Here is a 23,400-nt window from a genome sequence, read left to right as displayed (position 1 = left end):
GCTAAAAAGAAAAAACATGCACAAAAAAATGTGCATGTCACATGTAAAATTATTCTGCCTCTGGTGCTCTAACAACAGACTCGAATTTACCTTTATGCGAAGCGTCGCAATAAGGCATATTTTTTGATAAACCACAACGGCATAAAGAAAATGCCGGTTTTGCTGGGAATACATTCCCTTGTGAGTCGACTAATTCCACGTCCCCTGTAACGCGAAAAGAGCCATTATCATTTACTTTAATTTGTACTTTTGCCAACGTTATCCCTCCTTCCCAAACGCTTAATTTCATCATATAATCAAGGGAAGTGCTTGGCAATATAAAGTGAAACTTTAATTAGTGGGGGAGGCATCCCCCACTAATTATTATTTGAACCAATCGGACTTTTAGGGGCAGTTAATCTCCCGCCTAACTTCTTTGTTTCAGCTGAATTTTGAGGTGGGAGTTTTACTGCCCGCAAATAGCGGGGAAAAAAGAGCACTTTGTTTGAGAAAGAAGAGAGTGTTATAATAGTTTTCATAACTGACTAGAGTAAGGTGACGAGAGATGGATAAACAATTACATACATTACGAAACATTGCAAATGAGCGCACGTGGGCATCATTTTTGAATGATAATCATCCATATAGTTTGTTACATTGGTCCATTGCAGGTGTAGGGCAAGAGGTAAAGGATGTTTGGTTACTTCAAGATGAAGTAACATTTCAAACGACAGAATTTCCAACGTTAGATGATGCAATGCAATGGATTTCTGAAAATATGGAACAAGTTACAGACGTTTTAGCGCAATAAAAAAACAGGCTTATGCAAGCCTGTTTTTTGTTTCTTTCACATATGTGTTTAAAAATTGATCGATGGCTGCTTCGTACTCTTCTTTATTTTCGTTATAAGAGCAAGCGTGTGCACCGTGTTCTGCAATATAAAGTTGCTTATTATTTTCTTTCGCTTCATATAACGCTTTTGTCATATCAGCTAAAATATAGTCGTCATCTTTACTATGAATAAAGAGAACGGGATTGTTAATGTTTTTTATACAGTCGATTGGTGAAACTTCACGAATTGTATAACCGTCACGAACTTTTAAAAATGCGTTTGCTAAAGGTAATAAAGGCCATTTTGGTAAATGGAATTCAACCTTTAAACGGTGCTGTAATTGTCCGTGAAAATCAGAGAAAGGACAATCTGCAATATAGAAATCAGCGCCATCTTCTACAAGTCCTGCGTATTGAAGAATTGTTGCGGCTCCCATAGATTCACCATGAATACCAAGTGTAATATTGGTTCCAAAACGGTTTTTTAGCCAGTCAACTACGGATTTCAAATCATGCTTTTCATAGTATCCATAGCTTGTTGTTTTTCCGCCAGTTTTACCATGACGACGATGATCGTAAATGAGGACATTATATCCCCTTTTTAAGAATAAGTTTGCATATTTTACAGAGTTTATTTTATTTACAGTTACACCGTGGCAAAAAACCATAAACTTATTGGAATGACCAGCAGGAATGTAATATCCGTGAAGGTCGTATCCGAATTGTGAAGGGATATGAATTTCTTCTTTATGAAGAGCATCAAAATCCTCTATACGAAAATGTTTTTTCGTTTCTCTTTCGAGTACTTCTTCCTCTGTTTTTTTCTTTAAGTACATCACTTTATTTGTAAAGAAAATCCCAAGGGCAGTTATTGCACCTAGTATAGTAAACAATGCTGCAAAAAAACGTTTCATACTTTACCTCATCCTCCAAATACCGTTACATGTGATACACTTATATTGTATCACAATGATATAAAAGGGGAGAAATAGGAAATGCTGCATATACAAAAAATTACGCCAGCGATGAAAGAAACAATCCGAATGTTCATGTGTAAGAACTGGGGAAGTTCATTGATGGTTTCACGTGGTAAGGGACATCAGTTAGAAGAGTTGCCAGGATTTGTTGCGCTCTCAGATGACAGAATAATCGGAATTATAACGTATGAAGTGACCGGAAATATGTGTGAAATTGTATCGCTAGATAGCTTTGAAGAAAGAAAAGGAATAGGGACGAAACTTGTGGATTGTGTATTACAAGTTGCAGAAGAAGAGCGGTGCAGAGAGGTTTGGCTTATTACAACAAATGATAATATGAATGCGTTACGATTTTACCAAAAACGTAATTTTGTAATGACTAATTTATATGTGAATGCGGTAGAGAAGGCACGAAAAATAAAGAAAGAAATTCCACGTATTGGATATGATAATATCCCAATTTTACATGAAATTCAGTTGGAGTATCATTTAGTCAAATGATGTAACAATTTTCAGAAATGTGAGTTATTAATCTTGACGGATAGTGTAATTTAGGTTACCGTAAAATTGTAATCTATTACCATATTAAGGGGTGACGATGTGGCAACTATACGTGATGTTGCAAAATTGGCAGGTGTTTCAGTCGCAACCGTTTCACGAGTTATTAATGAAAAAGGATACGTTCATGAGGACACAGTAAAACAAGTAAAGGAAGCAATTGAAGAATTACGTTATAGGCCAAACAGTGCAGCGAAGCCACTATTTAAAGAGAATTCAACGATAATTGCATTACTTGTAGATAATTTATGTAACCAATCAAACATCACTTTGCTACATTGTATTGAGGAAATAGCATATAAAGAAGGCTATCAAATCATTATTTGTAATATAGAGAATAAAGATAGATACATACATATGCTGAAGCAAAATAACATTGCAGGTGTTATTTTGACGAGAGCAGTTTTTAAAAGTGTAGGAGAAATTCCATTTCCGTTTGTTGTGATCGATGAGCAACAATCACATAGAAATTATTATGAAAGTGGACAGAGAGCTGTTTCTTTATTAAAAGAGAAAGGGTGTCACTTTCTTGCATATTTCGGTGAGGGAGAAGAAAGTGAAGAAATGGAAGATTATATAGCAGGGTTTTTAGACGCTGTTTGGGATGAAGGAATCTCTTATCGAGAAGAATGTGTACAAGGGTATACAAATAAACAATTTATTACATTATTGCAAAACAATCCGTATATAGATGGAATTGTAACCTCAAGTGATCAGATTGCTATTGAGTTAATTCGGTCAGCGAGATTTCTAAATATACATATACCAGATAAATTAAAAATTGTTGGACCTAATGGGAGCATAGAGTATGAATGGATAGGTTCATCACTACCGGCAATTGAAAGCTATGTCAAAGATAATGGAAAATTAGCTTTTCAACAATTAAAAGGAAAAATAAAAAAGTAAAAGGTGCGTTTTATACGCACCTTTTTATAATGTAATTGCGGCAATAAAGCCAAATATAAGTAACGGTATATTGTAATGTAGAAAAGTGGGTACACATGTATCCCATATATGATGGTGCTGACCATCAGCATTTAAACCGGATGTTGGTCCAAGGGTACTATCCGATGCTGGAGATCCTGCGTCACCTAGTGCTCCGGCTGTACCGATAATTGCAATTGTGGCCATTGGACTAAATCCAAGCTGAATGCAAAGAGGTACAAAAATGGTTGTTAAGATAGGGATGGTTGAAAAGGATGAACCAATTCCCATTGTAACGAGAAGTCCAATAACGAGCATAAGAAATGCAGCGAGTGGTTTGTTATTTCCGATTATATGTGCACTCGTTTGCACCAGAGATTCAACATGTCCTGTTTTTCGAAGAACAGCGCCGAATCCAGCGGCAGCAATCATAACAAAGCCAATAAAGGACATCATACGCATTCCGCTTGTTAATATCGCATCTGCTTCTTTAAGTGGTAGACTGCCACTAACCGATAAGACGATAATACCTGCTAAAGCACCAAAAATCATTGATTCTGTTGTTAATTGAACAGTTAATGTAGCAATGATAGATAATAACCCGAAAGTAATGCTACGTTTTGTATAGGGAACGATTTCATTTTCGGTAGTATGAATTTGTTCTGTTTCATACGTACGAGGTTTTCGGTACGTAATGAATACCGCTACACATAATCCAATAATCATACCAATTGCTGGAATAGTCATTGCTTTTGGAATAAGTGTGACATCAAATGTAAGGCCGCTTTGCGCAGCGTTGGTTTGTAATACGTCATGATAAATTTTTCCGAATCCTGCAGGGATCCACATATAAGGAGTAATCAATCCAAATGTAATAATACATGTGACAAGTCTGCGATCCACTTTCAGCTCATTTAATACTTTTAAAAGTGCTGGAATTAAGATGGGGATGAAAGCAATGTGAACAGGAATCACATTTTGTGAGAAACAAGCCATCGTTAAAATAATGAATAAAATAAGTATTTTAGAATAAACTTGTTTTTTCGTGTCTTGTTCATTGCCAATCCATTTTAATGCAGTTTGAATCATAGCATCTGGAAGTCCTGTTTTGGAAAGGGAAATAGCGAAACCACCAAGCATTGCATAACTTAAAGCGATTGGAGCACTGTTTCCAAGACCAGTTGTAAAAGTGTTAATCGTTTCTGAAATACCGAGTCCGCCGATAATTCCGCCTGTTAAAGCTCCAACAATGATGGCGACAATGACCTGGACACGTAACAAACTAAGCAATAGCATAATTGCTACTGCGACGAGTACAGCGTTCATAATAAATGTAATCTCCCTAAATTTTTATTCTGTTAAGACAAGTAAATATGAAACATTTTGCGATGTTTATACATACTTGCGACATATTATTATAAAATGTTTTCTATGAAATGTAAAAGAGCCTTTTGTTACTAATGCTGAAAAGCTAGCTCTTGTTTAATTGATTGCAAAGAATTAGCGAATAATTCTGGTTCTTCTAAATCAGGAGAATGTGCTGAATTTGGGAACCAAATCATCTTTTTTATAGGCGCTTCAATAATATCGCAATATTCCTGAACGAGTGCATAAGGAGTTTGATAATCATAGCGACCAGAACAAAAATAAACTGGGATAGATAAACTTGAGATAGAAGAAAAGAAATCGATTGTCAGCATTTCTTCCCATAAAACGCCAGATTTTAAATTTCCTGCGAGAAACTTGAACCAATCTAATAGCGTATACTCAGGAGAAAAGAAACCTTTTCGTATGAAAGAAAAGGAAGATCCGTTTTGGATTGCGCCTCCAAATGTGCCAAGCCACTTTCTTTGAATAATGAGACGTCTCGTATCTAAAAATGGTGGTTTGCCTAATTTTAAAAGGGAAGCTAATGCTTTTTTATGATCATGTTTTTTTGCAGAATGAATTAAATGTTGATATAGCAATTCTTCATTTTGTTTCATATGTACAATTTGCCCAATACCGATGTAAGCCTCGATATACTTTGGATATTGATGTGCTATGTTAAGCCCAATAATACTTCCCCAAGAATGACCAGCGAGAAATAGTTTTTGTTTGTTGAACCTTTTAAGTACATATTGAATCACTTCTTTTGCATCGGAAACGAATTGTTCAATTGTGAAATTTGCTCCGAAATCTTTCATTGAAAAGGATTTACCAGCCCCGCGCTGATCCCAATTAATAACAATAAATTGCTTCTCTAATTCTTTTTGAAAATGGCGAATAAATCCGATTTGTGCCATCCCAGGTCCGCCGTGACAGCATAATAAAATAGGTTGCTCTACGTTTTGTCCACGCATAAGGAGAGTTTGTTTTCGATTATTTATCATAACGCTTTCTATCGTAGCGATACTATTAGGAATGAGTTGTTTGTTTTCGTTATAGAACTGAGGGGTGTAGCTACGAAAAAGCATATTGAAAACCTCCTTTTGTGAAATCGTATGAATCGCACAGGCTATTCATTTTGCATATACTGTTAGAAAATCATTGTAACATACCATACTAGTGTCATTTCAACACGGGAGGAGGGAAATTGTGACGATTGGAGAAATTATAGATGGTTTAAACAGACGTGAATCCATCGCTATTATAGCAAAACGTCTTGAAATAAGCCCGTATACATTATCGAAGAAATTAAGATTGATTGGATACGAATATGATGGAGAGCAGAAGAAACGTATTTTTGTAGGAGATGGAGAAGAACCACGTCACTTACAACTCCAAGAAGCGACCGCCCTTCAATATGAGAAAACAGATTATCAATTATTAATTTACGAGCAATTACAAAGCATTTATGAGTTACTAAGAAAAAGAGGCGAAGTAATTGCACCAATTATGAGTAAGAGTACAGAGAAAAAGAGACGAACCTTTTCTATTAATACAGAAATATTAGCAAGATTGGACCTTATATCAGAATCGAAAGGAATTCAAAAGTCTAAACTTGTAGAAGAGGCGTTGCAACAATTTTTACAGCAATATGAAGTTGACAAAACATCACATTTTGATAACTAAAGAAAAGGATACTATGTTCATTGGAAGAACGAGTATCCTTTTTATGATGTATATTACGTATAAAATAGAGGATCAGTACAAATCCTTTATGGCGTGAAAAATAAAATTTATTATTAGAGAAACACTTAATTTACTTTTTGAATTCTTCCATCAATAACTGGCTGAATTGGTTCTTTTAATTGTTTTACGTAATCGACTAACGCTTCAAAGTCGTTTGGACCAGTTTCTGCATTTTTACCATTTTTAAATGATACGAATCCGTCACCGCCAGAAGCTAAGAAGGCATTTGCAACTACGCTATACGTTTTAGATGGAGATAATTCTTCTCCGTTTGTTAAACGTATATTTGTAACTTTTTCACCGTTTGTTTTATTTGCATCCCACGTATATTGAATACCTGAAATTTGAAGCATTCTTGTTGTTCCTTTTTGCCATTGCTGATTTAAAATATCGCGAATGTCTTGACCTGTTAAATCTACTTTAATCAATTGATTTCCAAAAGGTTGAATGCCGTATAACTCACCCCACGTAATATCACCAGCATCTAAGTCATTACGAATGCCACCAGGATTCATGAGGGCGATTTGAGTTTGCATCGTTTGACGCTGAGCATCGGCAACTAAATTTCCAAGAGTGGACTCACCAGCATCATTTTGTTTACGGTCGATAGGTGCTGTAGATTTTCCGACCACTTCATTTACAAGTGGTGCGATTTTTTCTTTATATTGATCTAGTTTTTTCTTTACTTGTTTATCAGGTTCTACACCTTCATGATACGTTGTAACAACTTCAGCTTTTTTCTTTACAATATCCTTTGTTTTACGATCAATTGTTACATCCACGTCTGAGAAAGCCGTTCCGTATGAATTTGCTTGGACAATTAGTTTATTATTTACTGTACCATTTACATACGTATGACTATGTCCACCGAAAATAACATCAACTTCTGGGTCTGTTTCATTTGCAATTCGAGTAAGATCGCCATTTGTTACCCCAGACTCATCGGTTGTTCCACCGACATGAGCAAGAACGACGATCGATTTAACGCCGAGGCGTTTTAATTGTTGTGTTGATTTATTAATTGCTTCTACTTCATCAGTAATTTGTACATTTTTAAGCATCGTAGGCATAACAACATTTGGTGTATCAGTTGTAACAACACCAATGAATCCAACAGGAACACCATCTACCATTTTTACAGTAAATGGTGGTAAAAATAAGCGGCCAGTTGATTTGTTATAGAAGTTAGCAGCTACATAGGGGAAGTTAGCCCCTTTGAAATTCCCTGTTTTTTCATGATATCCACCGTAAATGAGGCGTTTCATTTCATCAATGCCTTCATCAAATTCATGGTTTCCGATTGTACCAACATCAAATTTTAAATCATTTAAAAATTCAATCGTCGGTTCATCTTGTAATAATGCTGAAACTGGTGGACTAGCTCCGACGATATCACCAGCATGTACAAGAAGTGTATTAGGGTTTTGTTTTTTATGTTCTTTTAAATAAGTAGCTAAGTAATCAGCGCCACCAGCTTCTTTATTATTGATTTTTTTAACAGTATCTAGTTGTCCATGGAGATCATTAATACCAAGCATTTGTACGTCTATGTAGCGGTTTTGTTCAGCTGGATTCTGAGATGGGGGAGCGGCAAATACGCTTGAAAAAGTAATGGTGCTTAAAACAGCAACGGCAGGAATAATTTTTTTCCACATAATATAATTCTCCTTTTTTTATAATCTGACATCATACGACATAATTTTAATAGATTAATAGGATTATAGTTACATAAAAATTTAGTCTTTTCGAAAAATTAACATATTTACAAAAAGTGAATAATAGAGTAAAGACCCTTTTTTATTGTCGATTTCATTGTGTATCTACTATAATGGAGAAAAAAGTAAAAGGTGAGTAGCATGAAGAAAAAGAAACAAAGACAAATGCAAAGACAATCACAAGTGAATCAACCAAAGAAAGAAACACTTACATTAGGCGATCAATTAAATGATTCACTCATGCAACAATTAAAGAGTAAGAAGAAAGAGTTGCAAGTGAGGGAAGAGGAAAAAGAGGCAGCTGAACTGGAAAGAAAGCGCCAAGAACAAAAAGAACGTGAAAAGAATAAATCATTTGAAGAACTGCTAAGTGAAAGTAACCTTACTTGGAAAGACTTTAAATAATAAAAAATGATCAGTGCAATACCACTGGTCATTTTTTGACGAGCTTGTAAGAAAAGGGGAGTTAGAATGAGAAAAATTGTCGTTGTTCCACATGAAAACCATTGGAGTGAAAAATTTCAAATGGAGGCTAAAAGATTAAAATCAGCGATGCCAGAAACGGTAAAAATTCATCATATTGGAAGTACGTCAGTTCCCGGACTGGCAGCTAAACCTATTATTGATATGATCATGGAAGTAGAAAATATCGAAAGAGTAGATGGGTGGAATGAACGATTTATAGAGCTTGGTTACATCGTAAAAGGGGAAAATGGTATTTCAAGACGCCGATATTTTATTCATGGAACTGAAGAAAAACGCTCGTATCATTTACACGTGTTTGAAAAAGGAAATCCAGAGATAGTAAGGCATTTAGCATTTCGTGATTATATGATGGCTCATTGTGAAGAAGCAGAGGCATATGCAACCTTAAAGAAAGAATTAGCCGAAAAGTATACATATGATGGCGCGTTATATACGGAAGGAAAAAATGAGTTTGTGCGCAATGTGGATGAAAAAGCGAAAGAATGGAGAAAAAATAACGTGAATGAATGAGTTCACGCTATTTTTTAGCTATATAAAAGTGTTATGTAAACTGTACGTATGTTTTGACTTTTGGGATGAATCTTGTTGAAATAAAATTGTGGCTTATAAAAAATGTAACAATGAAAGGGAGACGACTGTGCATATTCCAACAACTACACTTCATAATGGCGTGAAAATGCCGATGATTGGTCTAGGCGTATATAAAGCGAAAGAAGGAGACGAAGTAAAGCAAGCAGTAAAAACAGCGTTAGAAGTTGGATACCGTTCGATTGATACAGCAACTGTATATGAAAATGAAAGCGGTGTCGGAGAGGCGATACGTGAATCAGGAATTCCAAGAGAAGATATATTTATTACAACAAAAGTATGGAACGACGATCAAGGATATGAGGAGACACTCGAGGCGTTTGAAAAGAGTTTGAAAAAATTACAAATGGACTATGTAGATTTATATTTAATACATTGGCCGGTAAGAGGGAAGTATGTTGATACGTACCGAGCTTTAGAGAAATTGTATGAAGAAGGTAAAGTGCGTGCGATTGGTGTTTCTAATTTTCATAAACATCATTTAGAACTATTATTACCAAATTGCAAAGTGAAGCCGATGGTAAACCAAGTGGAACTTCATCCGATGTTGACGCAATTTGAGTTGCGTAATTTCTGTCAAGGTGAGCAGATTCAAATGGAAGCATGGAGTCCATTAATGAGAGGCGGAGAAGTATTTCAGCACCCGATTATTCAGGCTATTGCTACTAAATATGAAAAAACACCTGCGCAAGTTATATTAAGGTGGGATATTCAAAGCGGGATTGTGACGATTCCTAAATCTGTTACACCATCTCGCATTAAAGAAAACTTTACTATTTTTGATTTTGCACTAAATGAAGAAGAGATACGTCAAATTAACACGTTGAATCGTGATTTACATGTAGGAACGAATCCTGATAAATATGATACGTTATAAAAAAGACTGTCTCCTAATACTGGAGGCAGTCTTCTGTTTTATCGGTAATTCGATATTTTTAACGATGCAAAGCATATGTGTCATATTTAACAATCTTTTGAAGTTGTATATATTCTTCTTTTGTTAAAGGTAACTGTTGGCTAGCTCGTATATTTTCCTGTAATTGTTGAAGCGAGCTTGCACCAGGTATAACAGCTGCAACAGTCTTATTATGTAAGCAATATTGAATAGCTGTTCCTGTTAAAGAGCGTTCTCCAATCATTTCTTTTACACTTGCTAGAGTTGCATGTAATTCATCGTAAGAATAAGAGAGATAATCCTTTTCCTTTACTCTTTCTATCTTTCTTGCATTATTGTCAGTTAAAATTCCTTTTGCAAGTGGCCCGCGGGCAATGACGCTAATTTGGTGTTCATTTAGAAGGGGGAACCATTCTTCTGGACGACGATTTAAAAGGTTATATTCCATTAGTACACTAACGATGTTTGAGCGTTTTGCATATTCACGAACGACATTTGGGCGTATAGAAGAAATACCGTAATGGCGAATAATACCTTCCTTTTTCAATTCTTCAAAAGCTTCAATTGTTTCATCTATTGGATCTTCAATTGTTCCGCCATGAAGTTGGTAAAGGTCAATATAATCAGTTTGAAGTCTACGTAAACTTTCCTTTACTTCAGTCTTTATGTAAGCTTTAGAAGGATCCCAAGACCAGCCATTTTTTTCTTCTGTCCAACGATTTCCAACCTTCGTTGTAAGTACAATTTGGTCTCTTCTTCCCTTCAAGGCTTTTCCAACAAATTCTTCATTTAATCCGTAATCATATAAATCTGCTGTATCAAAAAAATTAATTCCTAAATTGATAGCTTCATCGATAATATGCATAGCTTCTGTTTCAGATGTACCGAGAGACATACAGCCAAGGCCCATTTCTGTAACAAACAAATCTGAGTTTCCTAATTGACGTTTTTTCATAGGTCAACCTCCTTACCTTTATTGTACGAGAGGGAAAAGAGGTTGACAAACGTTTACTTTCCGCTTCGCATTAACTGCCCGTAAAAGCATGATTAATGTTTCACTTTATTTGCTGTAATCCACTCTTGTACAGTTGTATACTCTTTGCTATATTGCTTTAGCTTATGGCGAATTTGCCATGCTTTTCCGACTAAAGTGACGCGATTTGGTAAAATATAAACTTTCATTTCTATCACGCTCCTTTCAATGTGGTAAAATGTATGAGGAAAGAATAGGAAATAGAACAGGGAGATGAAGTAGTATGAGTAATCTTGCAGAGAGAACAGTAAAAACTGAGCCAATTTTTGATGGTAGAGTTATAAAAGTTCGTGTTGATGATGTAGTATTACCAAATGGAGCAATGAGTAAACGTGAAATTGTAAATCACCCTGGTGCAGTTGCTATTATTGCTATTACTGATGAGGGGAAAATTGTGCTTGTTGAGCAGTATCGTAAAGCACTTGAAAAGGCGATTATAGAAATTCCGGCTGGCAAGTTAGAACCTGGTGAAAAACCTGAGGTAACAGCAGTTCGTGAATTAGAAGAGGAAACAGGATATGTATGTGAAAATATGGAGCTCATTACTTCTTTCTATACATCTCCAGGATTCGCAGATGAAATTTTATATGTATATAAAGCGACAGGTTTGACAAGAAAAGAAAATAAAGCTGAGTTAGATGAAGATGAGTTTGTGGAATTAATGGAAGTATCGTTAGAAGAAGCGATTACTCTTATGAAAGATCTTCGTATTCATGATGCGAAGACGATGTTTGCAGTACAATATTTACAACTACAAAAATAAACACTCGCCAAAGGCGAGTGTTTTTTAATTGATTTTTGCATATACACGTGCATCACGTAAGCTACCATCTGGTGCTAGGAAATCATTTTCCATTGTCCCTTCTAGAATGAATTCTAGACGTTCTGCTAAGCTACATGCATTTATATTTGTTGCATCAGTACGAATTTCAATTCTTCTAGCGCCTAGTTTATCAAAGGCGAACTGAATTGCACCTTTAACAGCTTCGGTCATATAGCCTTGTTTTGTATAGGCACTATGTAGCCAGAAGTGAAGTGAAAACTTTGGAATATCCCAGTTTTCAGGCTTTAGTGTAATTGCTCCGATGAATGTACCAGATACTTTATCGTATAAGTGAAAATCAAGTGTTTCACGAAGTAAAAACTGTCCGTGAGCTTCGCGAACAATTTCTTCAGCACTCTCTTCTGTTTCAGCGTTAATTGGTATCCACGGTACTAAGTCTTCTAGAGAAGCTTGGATTGCTTCATATACTTCTGCACCATCACCTGGAAATGGTTTACGAACTTGCAAGCGTTCAGTTTGAAATAATGTTGGAAAATCTAATAATAATGGTTTCAAGAGAAATCCCTCCTATTCTCTACTTTTTAGTTTAGCAAAGTAGAGCGGAATTTCAATGTTAATTCGTCATACTTTTTTCTTTCTTTCATACATTTTTAATAAGAGTGTGAACGGAGGGAAGAAAAATGTGGCGAAAAAATTGGCAAGACCGTGTAATGTCTCACATACAGGAAAACTCTTCATTATATATATTTAACGCTGTTTTATTATTGATGGGAGTAATATTCGGAGCCATTCTCGTGAATAGTTTACAAATCAATCAAAAACAAGATTTATCATTTTATTTACAACGTTTTTTTGGACAAGTCTCTAAAGGAGAATTTGCCATTGCGGGCGAAATGTTTCGAGAAAGTTACTTTTCGCAATTAAAATACATCGGATTTATTTGGATTTTAGGAATTTCAATTATTGGATTACCACTTATTTTTATTTTATTATTTGTAAAAGGAGTTGTCGTTGGATTTACAGTTGGTTTTTTAGTAAGTCAGCATGGATGGAATGGACTATTATTAGCATTTGTATCTGTTTTGCCACAAAATTTAATTATCATTCCAGTCTTTCTCGTTATGACAACCATTGCTGCAAGTTTTTCTTTACGGATGATTAGGCATCAATTTATTAGAAAAATAACCGAGCCACTATTACCATTATTAATCCGTTATACATGCTTCTTTCTCGTAATTGGAGTGGTGTTAGCACTTGCTTCTAGTGTGGAGGCTTACGCATCACCAGTTTTAATGAAAGAAGTCGTTGAGGCTATTAATAAAAAATAAATACTTTTTGAGAATAATTATCAATTTGTTTTTATTGTTTTTTCTTTTGACAGAAGCCCTTCTTCTGATATAATGGTGTAAGAGTGGCGAGGAGGGAGTAGTACCGAATGGAAGAAAGAATTGAACGAATTAAGAAGCAATTACATGCAGCGAGCTACAAATTAACACCGCAACGTGAAGCAACAGTTCGTGTGCTGCTAGAAAATGAAGAAGATCATTTAAGCGCAGAAGATGTTTACCTCCTTGTAAAAGAAAAGTCGCCAGAGATCGGATTAGCAACCGTCTATCGAACTTTAGAACTATTATCTGAGTTAAAAGTTGTCGATAAGATTAACTTCGGAGACGGTGTTTCACGCTATGACTTACGCCAAGAAGGTGCGCAGCGTTTCCACCATCATTTGATTTGTACACAATGTGGTGCTGTACAAGAAATACAAGAAGATTTACTTGGTGAAGTGGAAAGGAAAGTAGAACGAGACTGGAGCTTTAAGGTGAAAGATCATCGTTTAACATTCCATGGGATTTGTAAAAACTGTCAAGAAAATGAAACGGATGAAAAATAACCTTTTCCTATTTATCTAGGAAGAGGTTTTTTATTTGAATAAGGTATAAATTGGTGAAAGCTTGGCATATGTTGTAATAACTTATATTTTGGAGGAATTTACAATGCGCCGAGCTTTAAAATTAACTTTTGATGGAATAAAAGTATTTTTATTATTTACAAGTTGTACGATTTTGTTTTATTTCGCTATACTATGGATAAATGAAGAATATGAAAGCTATCATCGTTATGAAAAACCTAAAGAAGAGACTGTAGAAAAAGTATCAGGGAATGAAGAACCGGCAAAGGATGCTTTCGTAAATAGAATGATGTTTTTCTATGAAAATGGGGAGTAGTGTAGAGTGGAAGATCAATTAAAAGATTTTATTCATTATATGGTTGTCGAAAAAGGATTAGCAAAGAATACAGTAGTATCTTATGAACGGGATTTAAAAAGCTACGTAAAGTATTTGCAAAATGTGGAACAGACGAAAACTTTTCATGAAGTCACCCGTTTACACATTGTTAACTTTTTGCAGTATTTAAAAGAAAACGGAAAATCTTCGAAAACATTGGCGCGTCATATCGCATCAATTCGTTCGTTCCACCAATTTTTACTTCGTGAACGAGCGGTAGAACACGACCCATCCGTACATATTGAAACGCCACAAGGGGAACGGAAATTACCAAAAGTATTATCAGTTGATGAAGTAGAGGCGTTACTTCAAACACCAAAAATGACAAGTGCTTTTGGGATTCGTGATAAGGCGATGCTAGAGTTACTGTATGCGACAGGACTTCGTGTTTCAGAATTGATTGCACTCAATTTAGAAGATGTACATTTAACGATGGGATTTGTTCGTTGCATAGGGAAAGGGAATAAAGAAAGAATTATTCCACTAGGAAGTTTAGCAACGGAAGCGATTCAAAAGTATATTGAAAAAGGAAGAAGAGAATTAATGGGGAAAAAAGTAGTAGATGCACTCTTTTTAAACCATCATGGTAATCGATTATCAAGACAAGGATTTTGGAAAATATTAAAACGATTAGCGAAAGAAGCAAATATTGAAAAAGAGCTTACACCTCATACGTTGCGTCACTCGTTTGCTACGCACTTATTAGAAAATGGAGCAGATTTACGTGCTGTACAAGAAATGCTTGGACATGCAGATATTTCAACGACGCAAATCTATACGCACGTTTCAAAAACTAGATTAAAAGATGTATATAAACAGTTTCATCCGAGAGCATAGTTACTATGCTCTTTTTTTCATAGATTAAGAGGGGAAGAGCGTTTCACAGAAACTTCACAAACATTTCGTATATTGTTTTCAGCAGAAGACTGGAATATTACAATGTATTTCCTCTATACTAAATAAAGTATAAAGGAGGAAATGATGATGAAAAAACTGATTATAACTTTATTTATCGCGATGCTAGCGTTGGCTGGCTGTAATACAAACAAAGAAGAACCGAAAAAAGAACAGAAACTTGAAGCTATAAAAGTAGCAGTCCAAACAAATCCGAAAGAAATTAAACCAGGTGAAAAAACAGAAGTACAAGCACTTGTTACACAAGGAAAAGAAAGAGTAACGGATGCTGATGACGTAAAGTTTGAAATTTGGAAAGATGGCGACGAGAAACACGAGATGTTAGATGGTAAGCATAAAGGAAAAGGTGTTTATGCAGTCGAGAAAACATTTGAAACTGATGGAGTATATCATATTATTCCTCATACAAATGCACGTGAAATGCACGTTATGCCAGAAGTGAAAGTTGCTGTAGGAAATGCGAAAGTAGAAGATGCGAAAAAAGAAAATAGTGATCACAGTGCAGGACATGGAGATCATAAAAGTGACACAATGATCCATCTTATGGCTGGAGACATAAAGGCAAATGCTGAATCTACAATGAAAGTTCATTTAAAGCAAAAAGAAGAAGCATTAACTGGTGCTGAAGTACAACTAGAGATTTGGAAAGATGGTGTTGAAAAACACGAATTTATTCCAGCGAAAGAAGGGAATAAAGGAGAGTATGAAACGAAACATACTTTCAAAGAGAACGGTGCTTACAAAGTGAAAGTACATGTAAGAAAAGGCGAATTGCATGAACATAAAGAAGAAACAATAGAAGTAAAATAAAAAGTAGCTCTTTAGAGCTACTTTTTATTTTTAATATGAAGAAATAAATCATAAAAAAATTAGCACTTCGTTGCAGAATGGATTACAATAGAAGTGTGAAGAAAATGAGAAATTCTACGAAAATGTATTAAAAAGAAAGCGTAAACATGTTATGATATCAGTATCAGATGTCTGACATCTGACTTAGAAAAAACTAGAAATGTTTTTGAATCGTTTCAAGTAAACGAAATAGGTTAGAAAATGATTTAAAGAAGTACTGTTTGACAATGAGAATTCTTTTGGATAACAGTTTCACTTTATAGCGTTTTGAACATACTACAAGAAGTAGAACTGAACTTATAGGAGGTCGCAGTTATGAATAAATATAAACGTATATTCCTAGTCGTAATGGACTCTGTGGGAATCGGTGAAGCACCAGATGCTGAGCAATTTGGTGATTTAGGATCTGACACAATTGGTCACATTGCTGAACATATGAATGGGTTACAAATGCCTAACATGGTGAAATTAGGTCTTGGTAACATTCGAGAAATGAAAGGTATCTCTAAAGTAGAGAAACCACTTGGATATTACACAAAAATGCAAGAGAAATCTACTGGTAAAGATACAATGACAGGTCACTGGGAAATCATGGGCCTTTACATTGATACACCATTCCAAGTGTTCCCAGAAGGATTCCCGAAAGAATTACTTGATGAATTAGAAGAAAAAACAGGCCGTAAAATTATCGGTAATAAGCCAGCTTCTGGAACTGAGATTCTTGATGAACTTGGTCAAGAGCAAATGGAAACAGGCTCTTTAATCGTTTATACTTCTGCTGATAGCGTATTGCAAATTGCAGCACACGAAGAAGTAGTGCCACTTGATGAATTATATAAAATTTGTAAAATTGCACGTGAATTAACATTAGATGAGAAATACATGGTAGGTCGTGTTATTGCTCGTCCATTCGTTGGTGAACCTGGAAACTTTACACGTACACCAAACCGTCATGACTATGCATTAAAACCATTCGGTCGTACAGTAATGAATGAATTAAAAGATAGTGACTACGATGTAATTGCTATCGGTAAAATCTCTGATATTTATGATGGCGAAGGGGTAACTGAATCACTTCGTACGAAGTCTAACATGGATGGAATGGATAAGCTTGTAGATACATTAAATATGGACTTTACAGGTCTTAGCTTCTTAAACTTAGTTGACTTTGATGCATTATTCGGCCACCGCCGTGATCCACAAGGATACGGAGAAGCTCTGCAAGAATATGATGCACGTCTTCCAGAAGTATTCGCAAAACTAAAAGAAGATGATCTATTATTAATTACAGCAGACCACGGTAATGATCCAATTCACCCTGGTACTGACCATACACGTGAATATGTACCATTATTAGCATATAGCCCAAGCATGAAAGAAGGCGGACAAGAGTTACCACTTCGTCAAACATTTGCTGATATTGGTGCAACAGTAGCAGAAAACTTCGGTGTGAAAATGCCAGAATACGGAACAAGCTTCTTAAACGAGCTAAAGAAATAGGGGGATAAACAAATGAATCGTGAACTTATTACAAAATCAGCTTCATACTTAAAAGAGAAATTTCAAGAGACACCACAAGTAGGACTAATCCTTGGATCAGGACTAGGTGTATTAGCAGACGAAATTGAGAACGCAGTAACAGTACCTTACAGTGAAATCCCTGAATTCCCAGTATCAACTGTAGAAGGCCATGCAGGTCAACTAGTATTTGGTACACTTCAAGGTGTAACAGTAGTAGCAATGCAAGGACGTTTCCACTTCTATGAAGGATACGACATGCAAAAAGTAACATTCCCAGTTCGTGTTATGAAAGAACTAGGTGTAGAAACAGTAGTTGTAACAAACGCAGCTGGTGGTGTAAATACATCATTTGAGCCAGGCGATCTTATGTTAATTTCAGACCACATTAACTTCATGGGTACGAATCCATTAATCGGACCGAATGATTCTGAAATGGGCGTACGTTTCCCTGATATGTCTACATCATATACAGTAGAACTTCGCGAAATGGCGAAACAAGTTGCAGCAGACTTAAATATTAAAGTACAAGAAGGTGTATACGTAGGAATGACAGGTCCTGTATATGAAACACCTGCTGAAATTCGTATGCTTCGTACACTTGGCGGAGATGCAGTTGGTATGTCAACAGTACCTGAAGTAATTGTAGCGCGTCATGCTGGTATGAAAGTATTAGGTATTTCTTGTATTTCAAATATGGCAGCTGGTATTTTAGATCAGCCACTTCACCACGATGAAGTAATTGAAACGACAGAACGTGTTAAAGCTAACTTCTTAGCATTAGTAAAAGCAATCGTAAAACAAATGAAGGGGTGACTTCACAATGAGAATGGTGGACCTAATTGCAAAAAAACGTGACGGACATGCATTAACGACAGAAGAAATTAACTTTATTGTTGAAGGATATACAAATGGTGATATTCCTGATTATCAAGTAAGTTCACTTGCAATGGCAATTTTCTTCCAAGATATGAACGATCAAGAGCGTGCTGATTTAACGATGGCAATGGTAAATAGCGGTGATACAATCGACTTATCAGCTATTGAAGGTGTAAAAGTAGATAAGCATTCGACAGGTGGTGTTGGTGATACAACGACACTTGTATTAGGTCCATTAGTAGCTGCTTTAGGTGTACCAGTAGCGAAAATGTCTGGACGCGGTTTAGGACATACTGGTGGTACAATTGATAAATTAGAAGCAGTTCCAGGATTCCATGTGGAAATTGAAAACGATGAATTCATGCGTCTTGTAAATGAAAACAAAATCGCTGTTATCGGCCAAAGTGGTAACTTAACACCTGCTGATAAAAAGTTATATGCACTTCGTGATGTAACAGCAACAGTAAACTCAATTCCGCTTATTGCAAGTTCGATTATGAGTAAAAAAATTGCTGCTGGTGCAGATGCAATTGTTCTTGATGTAAAAACTGGAGCAGGTGCATTTATGAAAACGGATGAAGATGCAAAACGTTTAGCAGAAGCAATGGTACGCATCGGTAATAACGTTGGTCGTAATACGATGGCAGTTATTTCTGATATGAGTCAACCACTCGGTGAAGCTATCGGTAACGCATTAGAAGTACAAGAAGCAATTGATACATTACAAGGTAAAGGGCCGAAAGATTTAGAAGAGCTATGTTTAACACTTGGAAGTCAAATGGTGTACCTTGCTGGACAAGCTTCATCTTTAGAAGATGCACGTGAAAAGCTAATTGAAGTAATGAACAACGGAAAAGCGCTAGAATCATTTAAAACGTTCTTATCAGCGCAAGGCGGCGACGCATCTGTTGTTGATGACCCTTCTAAATTGCCACAAGCACAATTTAAAATTGAAGTGGAAGCGAAAGAAGACGGATATGTATCAGAAATCGTTGCAGACGAAATCGGAACAGCAGCAATGCTTTTAGGAGCAGGACGTGCAACGAAAGAGTCTGAAATTGATTTAGCAGTTGGTCTAATGCTGCGCAAAAAAGTAGGCGATGGCGTGAAGCAAGGTGAATCCCTTGTTACAATTTACGCAAACCGCGAAAATCTTGAAGATGTAAAAGCGAAAATTTATGAGAACATGAAGATCTCTAAAGAACACGTAGATGCACCAACTTTAGTACACGGTATCGTAACGAAGTAATAAAAAAAAGCTGAGGAGATTTCTCCTTGGCTTTTTTTACTATTTTTTGTTTATAATAATAATGGGTGAAATTATGATTAGAATTTGTGCAGTAACAAAAACAGATGAAGTATTATATGATGTTTCTCTAGAAGAAACAAAGAAAGACCATATTGTATGGTATTGGCTAGATTTATATAAGCCAACGAAAGAAGAGTATACATATATTTTGCAAGACCATTTTAAGTTCCATCCCCTTGCAATTGAAGACTGTCTAGAATATGTACAGAGGCCAAAAGTTGATTTTTATGATGGATATAACTTTTTAGTTCTTCACGCGTTTGGAGAAGATGGGCTAGAACCACATGAAATTGATTTGTTTGTTAGTGATCGCTATATTGTTTCTTTCCATTTTTCTCATAATAATGCAATTGAAAGAGTATGGAAAACACTTGGTGAGAAGAGGCGGATTAAGAAAGGGCCTTTACATGTAGCACATACGATCACTGATCAAATTGTAGATGATTATTTCGCACCTGTATATTACATTGAAGACCATTTAAATGCGATTGATGATAATTTAACAGGTGAGACAGCAGGAGCCGTGCTAGAAGAAGTATTTGATATTAGGGCAGATTTATCTAAGTTAAGACGTACAATTATTCCAATGCGTGATTTATTGTATCGTATTTTGAATTCCACTCGTTTTTACGGTATAAGTGATCATGAGATTTATTTTAAAGATATACATGATCATTTACTTAAACTTACGGAAATGATTGAGGCAAGTCGAGAGTTAACGGCGGATATTCGGGATAGTTATTTTTCATTAAACTCACATCATATGAATAACATTATGAAAACATTAACTGTATTCTCGACTATTTTCATGCCATTAACATTTATTGCGGGAGTATATGGAATGAACTTTACGCATATGCCAGAGCTTGGTGGACAATATAGTTATTTTATTTGTCTTCTTCTAATGGCATTAATTGGCGGCGGAATGATGGCCTGGTTTTATAAAAAAGGATGGTTTAAGTAAAAAACACCGAGGATTTCCCCGGTGTTTTTTCTTAACCAATAGCATGTAATACAAACATAGCTAAGAATAAGCATGTAATGATATACATAGATGGTGCGACTTCTTTACGCTTTCCAAGAGCAACTTTTAAGATAGGGTAAGCAATAAATCCGAACGCAATGCCATCAGCGATACTATATGTGAGCGGGATCATGACGATAATTAAGAACGCTGGAAATCCTTCTGAAAAATCGTTCAGAGGAATTTGCTGAATGCTTGTAATCATCAGGCCGCCAATAATAATTAAGATTGGTGCAATGGCACTATCAGGAATTAGTTTGACAAACGGAAGTGCAAACAATGATGCAAAGAATAACAACCCCGTAACGATAGACGTCAGACCTGTCTTTCCGCCTGCAGTAATACCTGCGGCACTCTCTACTGTTGATACGGTAGGGCTTGTGCCAAATAGACCACATGTCATTGCTGAAATTGCATTGGCTTGGTAAGCACGTGGGAATTTACGGTCATCTTCTAATAAACCGTGCAGAAGTCCCATGTTCTCAAAAATAAGCACCATGCTTAAGGAGAATGTTGCAATCCAAAACGGTAAGGAAGAAAGTTTGCCAAATGACATAGCTCCAAAGACATCGCCGTAATTAGCGAATGAGAATGAACTATTTCCGATTTGACTTGTATCAACAAGGCCAAATAGCCATGCAATACCAGTTCCTATTGCAATCGTCCATAAAAAGTTTCCACGTACGTTACGAATAAATAGTACAAGTGCAACGATAAGAGTAAGCACGGTCGCAAGAACGACAGGGTTACTTAATTTACCCATTGCAACAGCAGTATTTGGGTTCGAAACGACTAAACCACCTTTTTGCAATCCGATAAACGCTAAAAATAATCCGATGCCGACAGTAATCGCTTCCTTTAATGACTTTGGAATTGATACTGATAGCACGCGAGCGATTGGTGTAAAAGCGGCAATTGCAAAAATAATACCAGAGATAAAGACAGCAGCCAATGCTTCTTGCCAAGTTAGTCCAAGCGTATGCACAGCTGTGTACGTGAAGAATGCATTTACACCCATACCAGGGACAAGAATAGCAGGTGCATTTGCCCAAAATGCCATGAGTAGACATCCGACAAATGAACTGAAAACAGTTGCTAAAATTCCAGCTTCAAGAGGAATGCCAGCATCGGATAAAATTGACGCATTTACAATCATAATATATACGATCGTGAAAAATGACGTAACTCCAGCTAAAACTTCTTGTTTTGGTGATGTTTCGTGTAAACCTAATTTAAATGTTCTTTCAAGTATTCCTTTCATGTTAAACCTTCTTTTTCATATCCCTCTCCCACCCGTGATATCTCTTTCGTAAGAGCTCACCGTCCTTTATTATATCAGAACATCATGTTTTTACAACAAGGAAAATGATAACGTTTACTTATAAATGAAATTATTTATAAATACGTAAAAATTGCCCGTATTGTTGAAATAATTTCTAATTCTCCCGATTGAATAGGTGGAGCTGCTTGCGCATGTAAAGTAGCATAAGACGTAACCTCCCTTGGTAATTGGGCAGATTCTTCAACGAATGAGAGGGGAACAGGATTAATATTTAAATTATATGTACTCGCAATAGCACGAGCTTTTTCTACTGCCTGGTGCAGAGCTTGAATGAGAGCTTGCTCATAATATTTATTTGGATGAGATACTCGGAAACGTAACCCTTTTGCTACATTTGCGCCATTTGAAACGGCTATATCATATACTTCCCCAGCTTTTTGTACATTTAAAACGGTAATTTCATACAAATGCTCTACACGGTATCCTTGTAGCAATGCTTTATCATTTACATATTCGTATTGAGGAGTAATTGTATAAGAAATCGTCTCTATATCTTTATCGGCAATACCAAGCTGTTTAAGTGCATCCAGCAATTGTTTGGATTGCACTGCATTTTCTTCTTGAGCCTGTTTTACATTTTTATCATCTGTTCGAATGCCGAGTGTTAATATAACAACATTCGGTTTTGCTTTTACAACACCTTCTCCTTGTACAGTAATAGTAGCTTCTTTACCAGTATTAGCAGTGCGTACGTTGTGTAAATAAGGATTCATTCCACCCTGCATTTTCCATCACCATCCTTTTTATATGTATATGTGTGAACAAAAAAGAAATTTATATGAAAAAAGTTACATAAATGAGAATGTTGAGGAAAGAAAGCATATACAACATAGGTATTTATAGATTATAATATGTGTAAATATGATAAAAAAGGGACGAGGCTATTGAACGAAAAAAGAGAAACGCTGATTTTAGATTTATCTGCATCATTTCGAAAAATGATACGTTTATTACAAAATGATATTAATACACGTTTTGCAGAACATATGCCATATAATGAATTTTCTGTATTACGTGCGTTATTTTTAAACAGTCCACAGATGGCTTCGCAAATTGCGAGTGAAGTAAACGTAACCTCCAGTCATATTACAGCTGTTACAGATCGTCTCGTACGAAAAGGATTAGTAGAAAGAAAACGTTCTAATTCAGATCGTCGAATCGTGTACTTAGAAATTACAGAGCACGGAAGAGAAGTAACTGAAAAACTTGAAGCTGTGCGTAAAGAATATTATAAAGAGAGATTTAAAGGTTGGAGCGACCAAGAAATAGAAATGGTCTTAGAACTATTTGGCCGCGTATTATAATAAATGAGGATAGGAAGCGAAAGCATTCCTATCCTTTTTCTTTTGAATAAAAATATTTTGAAACTCCGATACTTTAATTAAAAGATCGGAG

The 23,400-nt window shown here is 35.9% G+C and carries 28 protein-coding genes; 18 read left to right on the top strand and 10 right to left on the bottom strand.

Going from position 1 to position 23,400, the window contains the following annotated elements:
- Positions 1-49: 49 nt before the first annotated feature.
- Positions 50-256 (bottom strand): CDGSH iron-sulfur domain-containing protein, encoded by a 207-nt coding sequence (locus tag ATL10_RS11435; RefSeq protein ID WP_001151582.1) that lies wholly within the window; start codon positions 254-256, stop codon positions 50-52.
- Between the two features lie 288 nt (positions 257-544).
- On the opposite strand from ATL10_RS11435, the gene ATL10_RS11425 reads away from it, so the two are divergent.
- The gene (locus ATL10_RS11425) at positions 545-790 is read left to right on the top strand and encodes a DUF2552 family protein (RefSeq protein WP_000360796.1); all 246 of its coding nucleotides are present in this window, start codon (positions 545-547) and stop codon (positions 788-790) included.
- A 10-nt stretch (positions 791-800) separates the two neighbouring features.
- Here the strand turns inward: ATL10_RS11425 and ATL10_RS11420 are convergent, their stop codons facing one another.
- A complete protein-coding gene (locus tag ATL10_RS11420) occupies positions 801-1,724 on the bottom strand; it encodes an alpha/beta hydrolase (RefSeq protein ID WP_000819228.1) in 924 nt (307 codons plus the stop codon).
- A gap of 81 nt (positions 1,725-1,805) precedes the next feature.
- On the opposite strand from ATL10_RS11420, the gene ATL10_RS11415 reads away from it, so the two are divergent.
- Together ATL10_RS11415 and ATL10_RS11410 are read left to right on the top strand one after the other, a co-directional pair.
- The gene (locus ATL10_RS11415; protein ID WP_071729727.1) at positions 1,806-2,288 is read left to right on the top strand and encodes a GNAT family N-acetyltransferase; all 483 of its coding nucleotides are present in this window, start codon (positions 1,806-1,808) and stop codon (positions 2,286-2,288) included.
- Positions 2,289-2,387: 99 nt separating this feature from the next.
- A complete protein-coding gene (locus ATL10_RS11410) occupies positions 2,388-3,251 on the top strand; it encodes a LacI family DNA-binding transcriptional regulator (protein ID WP_097945978.1) in 864 nt (287 codons plus the stop codon).
- A 24-nt stretch (positions 3,252-3,275) separates the two neighbouring features.
- On the opposite strand, the gene ATL10_RS11405 is transcribed toward ATL10_RS11410, so the two are convergent.
- Together ATL10_RS11405 and ATL10_RS11400 are read right to left on the bottom strand one after the other, a co-directional pair.
- Complete coding sequence (locus ATL10_RS11405; protein WP_000994810.1) at positions 3,276-4,595, bottom strand: Na+/H+ antiporter family protein; 1,320 nt, start codon at positions 4,593-4,595, stop codon at positions 3,276-3,278.
- A gap of 131 nt (positions 4,596-4,726) precedes the next feature.
- Positions 4,727-5,725, bottom strand: a complete 999-nt coding sequence (locus tag ATL10_RS11400) for an alpha/beta fold hydrolase (protein WP_000898973.1) — start codon at positions 5,723-5,725, stop codon at positions 4,727-4,729.
- A gap of 121 nt (positions 5,726-5,846) precedes the next feature.
- Between ATL10_RS11400 and ATL10_RS11395 the strand changes: the two genes are divergently transcribed.
- Positions 5,847-6,323 (top strand): ribbon-helix-helix domain-containing protein, encoded by a 477-nt coding sequence (locus ATL10_RS11395; RefSeq protein ID WP_000151933.1) that lies wholly within the window; start codon positions 5,847-5,849, stop codon positions 6,321-6,323.
- A 125-nt stretch (positions 6,324-6,448) separates the two neighbouring features.
- On the opposite strand, the gene ATL10_RS11390 is transcribed toward ATL10_RS11395, so the two are convergent.
- Positions 6,449-8,038 (bottom strand): bifunctional metallophosphatase/5'-nucleotidase, encoded by a 1,590-nt coding sequence (locus ATL10_RS11390; protein WP_090977121.1) that lies wholly within the window; start codon positions 8,036-8,038, stop codon positions 6,449-6,451.
- Positions 8,039-8,239: 201 nt separating this feature from the next.
- On the opposite strand from ATL10_RS11390, the gene ATL10_RS11385 reads away from it, so the two are divergent.
- The 3 genes from ATL10_RS11385 to ATL10_RS11375 all read left to right on the top strand — a co-directional run bounded on the left by ATL10_RS11385 (position 8,240) and on the right by ATL10_RS11375 (position 10,049).
- Complete coding sequence (locus ATL10_RS11385; RefSeq protein WP_000727561.1) at positions 8,240-8,503, top strand: YqkE family protein; 264 nt, start codon at positions 8,240-8,242, stop codon at positions 8,501-8,503.
- Positions 8,504-8,569: 66 nt separating this feature from the next.
- Complete coding sequence (locus tag ATL10_RS11380) at positions 8,570-9,094, top strand: GrpB family protein (RefSeq protein WP_001227186.1); 525 nt, start codon at positions 8,570-8,572, stop codon at positions 9,092-9,094.
- A 127-nt stretch (positions 9,095-9,221) separates the two neighbouring features.
- Positions 9,222-10,049, top strand: a complete 828-nt coding sequence (locus ATL10_RS11375) for an aldo/keto reductase (RefSeq protein ID WP_000547989.1) — start codon at positions 9,222-9,224, stop codon at positions 10,047-10,049.
- A gap of 58 nt (positions 10,050-10,107) precedes the next feature.
- Here ATL10_RS11375 and ATL10_RS11370 read toward each other — a convergent pair whose 3' ends face one another.
- Complete coding sequence (locus ATL10_RS11370; protein ID WP_065222906.1) at positions 10,108-11,022, bottom strand: aldo/keto reductase; 915 nt, start codon at positions 11,020-11,022, stop codon at positions 10,108-10,110.
- 92 nt (positions 11,023-11,114) lie between these two features.
- Complete coding sequence (gene mciZ, locus ATL10_RS11365; protein WP_000870302.1) at positions 11,115-11,249, bottom strand: Z-ring formation inhibitor MciZ; 135 nt, start codon at positions 11,247-11,249, stop codon at positions 11,115-11,117.
- A gap of 74 nt (positions 11,250-11,323) precedes the next feature.
- On the opposite strand from mciZ, the gene ATL10_RS11360 reads away from it, so the two are divergent.
- The gene (locus ATL10_RS11360) at positions 11,324-11,863 is read left to right on the top strand and encodes an NUDIX hydrolase (protein WP_000067042.1); all 540 of its coding nucleotides are present in this window, start codon (positions 11,324-11,326) and stop codon (positions 11,861-11,863) included.
- 24 nt (positions 11,864-11,887) lie between these two features.
- Here the strand turns inward: ATL10_RS11360 and ATL10_RS11355 are convergent, their stop codons facing one another.
- Complete coding sequence (locus ATL10_RS11355) at positions 11,888-12,439, bottom strand: GNAT family N-acetyltransferase (protein WP_000803479.1); 552 nt, start codon at positions 12,437-12,439, stop codon at positions 11,888-11,890.
- 155 nt (positions 12,440-12,594) lie between these two features.
- On the opposite strand from ATL10_RS11355, the gene spoIIM reads away from it, so the two are divergent.
- From spoIIM to corA, 9 genes are all read left to right on the top strand, one after another.
- The gene (spoIIM, locus tag ATL10_RS11350; RefSeq protein ID WP_013142149.1) at positions 12,595-13,212 is read left to right on the top strand and encodes a stage II sporulation protein M; all 618 of its coding nucleotides are present in this window, start codon (positions 12,595-12,597) and stop codon (positions 13,210-13,212) included.
- 107 nt (positions 13,213-13,319) lie between these two features.
- Positions 13,320-13,775, top strand: coding sequence for a ferric iron uptake transcriptional regulator (fur, locus tag ATL10_RS11345; protein ID WP_000392657.1), 456 nt, complete (start codon positions 13,320-13,322; stop codon positions 13,773-13,775).
- Between the two features lie 103 nt (positions 13,776-13,878).
- Positions 13,879-14,109, top strand: a complete 231-nt coding sequence (locus ATL10_RS11340; RefSeq protein ID WP_001250432.1) for a YqzK family protein — start codon at positions 13,879-13,881, stop codon at positions 14,107-14,109.
- A gap of 6 nt (positions 14,110-14,115) precedes the next feature.
- Positions 14,116-15,006 carry a site-specific tyrosine recombinase XerD gene (gene xerD, locus ATL10_RS11335; protein WP_000390088.1) on the top strand — a complete coding sequence of 297 codons (891 nt, stop codon included), beginning with the start codon at positions 14,116-14,118 and terminating at the stop codon, positions 15,004-15,006.
- 144 nt (positions 15,007-15,150) lie between these two features.
- The gene (locus ATL10_RS11330) at positions 15,151-15,894 is read left to right on the top strand and encodes a FixH family protein (RefSeq protein WP_002183918.1); all 744 of its coding nucleotides are present in this window, start codon (positions 15,151-15,153) and stop codon (positions 15,892-15,894) included.
- Between the two features lie 354 nt (positions 15,895-16,248).
- Entirely contained in the window at positions 16,249-17,433 is a 1,185-nt protein-coding gene (gene deoB / locus ATL10_RS11325) for a phosphopentomutase (RefSeq protein WP_001046079.1), read from the top strand.
- A 12-nt stretch (positions 17,434-17,445) separates the two neighbouring features.
- Positions 17,446-18,267, top strand: a complete 822-nt coding sequence (locus ATL10_RS11320) for a purine-nucleoside phosphorylase (protein ID WP_001078446.1) — start codon at positions 17,446-17,448, stop codon at positions 18,265-18,267.
- Between the two features lie 7 nt (positions 18,268-18,274).
- On the top strand, positions 18,275-19,579 hold the full coding sequence (locus ATL10_RS11315; RefSeq protein ID WP_110496931.1) for a pyrimidine-nucleoside phosphorylase: 1,305 nt from the start codon (positions 18,275-18,277) through the stop codon (positions 19,577-19,579).
- Between the two features lie 61 nt (positions 19,580-19,640).
- Positions 19,641-20,603, top strand: coding sequence for a magnesium/cobalt transporter CorA (gene corA / locus ATL10_RS11310; protein WP_002026281.1), 963 nt, complete (start codon positions 19,641-19,643; stop codon positions 20,601-20,603).
- A gap of 31 nt (positions 20,604-20,634) precedes the next feature.
- Here the strand turns inward: corA and ATL10_RS11305 are convergent, their stop codons facing one another.
- Together ATL10_RS11305 and ATL10_RS11300 are read right to left on the bottom strand one after the other, a co-directional pair.
- Positions 20,635-21,924 carry an NCS2 family permease gene (locus ATL10_RS11305; protein ID WP_000676248.1) on the bottom strand — a complete coding sequence of 430 codons (1,290 nt, stop codon included), beginning with the start codon at positions 21,922-21,924 and terminating at the stop codon, positions 20,635-20,637.
- A 134-nt stretch (positions 21,925-22,058) separates the two neighbouring features.
- Complete coding sequence (locus ATL10_RS11300) at positions 22,059-22,730, bottom strand: SIMPL domain-containing protein (RefSeq protein ID WP_001161449.1); 672 nt, start codon at positions 22,728-22,730, stop codon at positions 22,059-22,061.
- A 159-nt stretch (positions 22,731-22,889) separates the two neighbouring features.
- Between ATL10_RS11300 and ATL10_RS11295 the strand changes: the two genes are divergently transcribed.
- Complete coding sequence (locus ATL10_RS11295; protein WP_001003307.1) at positions 22,890-23,309, top strand: MarR family winged helix-turn-helix transcriptional regulator; 420 nt, start codon at positions 22,890-22,892, stop codon at positions 23,307-23,309.
- Positions 23,310-23,400: the final 91 nt, after the last annotated feature.

It is taken from the genome of Bacillus sp. 196mf (genome assembly GCF_003217275.1).
GTDB lineage: Bacteria > Bacillota > Bacilli > Bacillales > Bacillaceae_G > Bacillus_A > Bacillus_A thuringiensis_S.
This window is presented reverse-complemented; position numbering and strand designations above follow the sequence as displayed.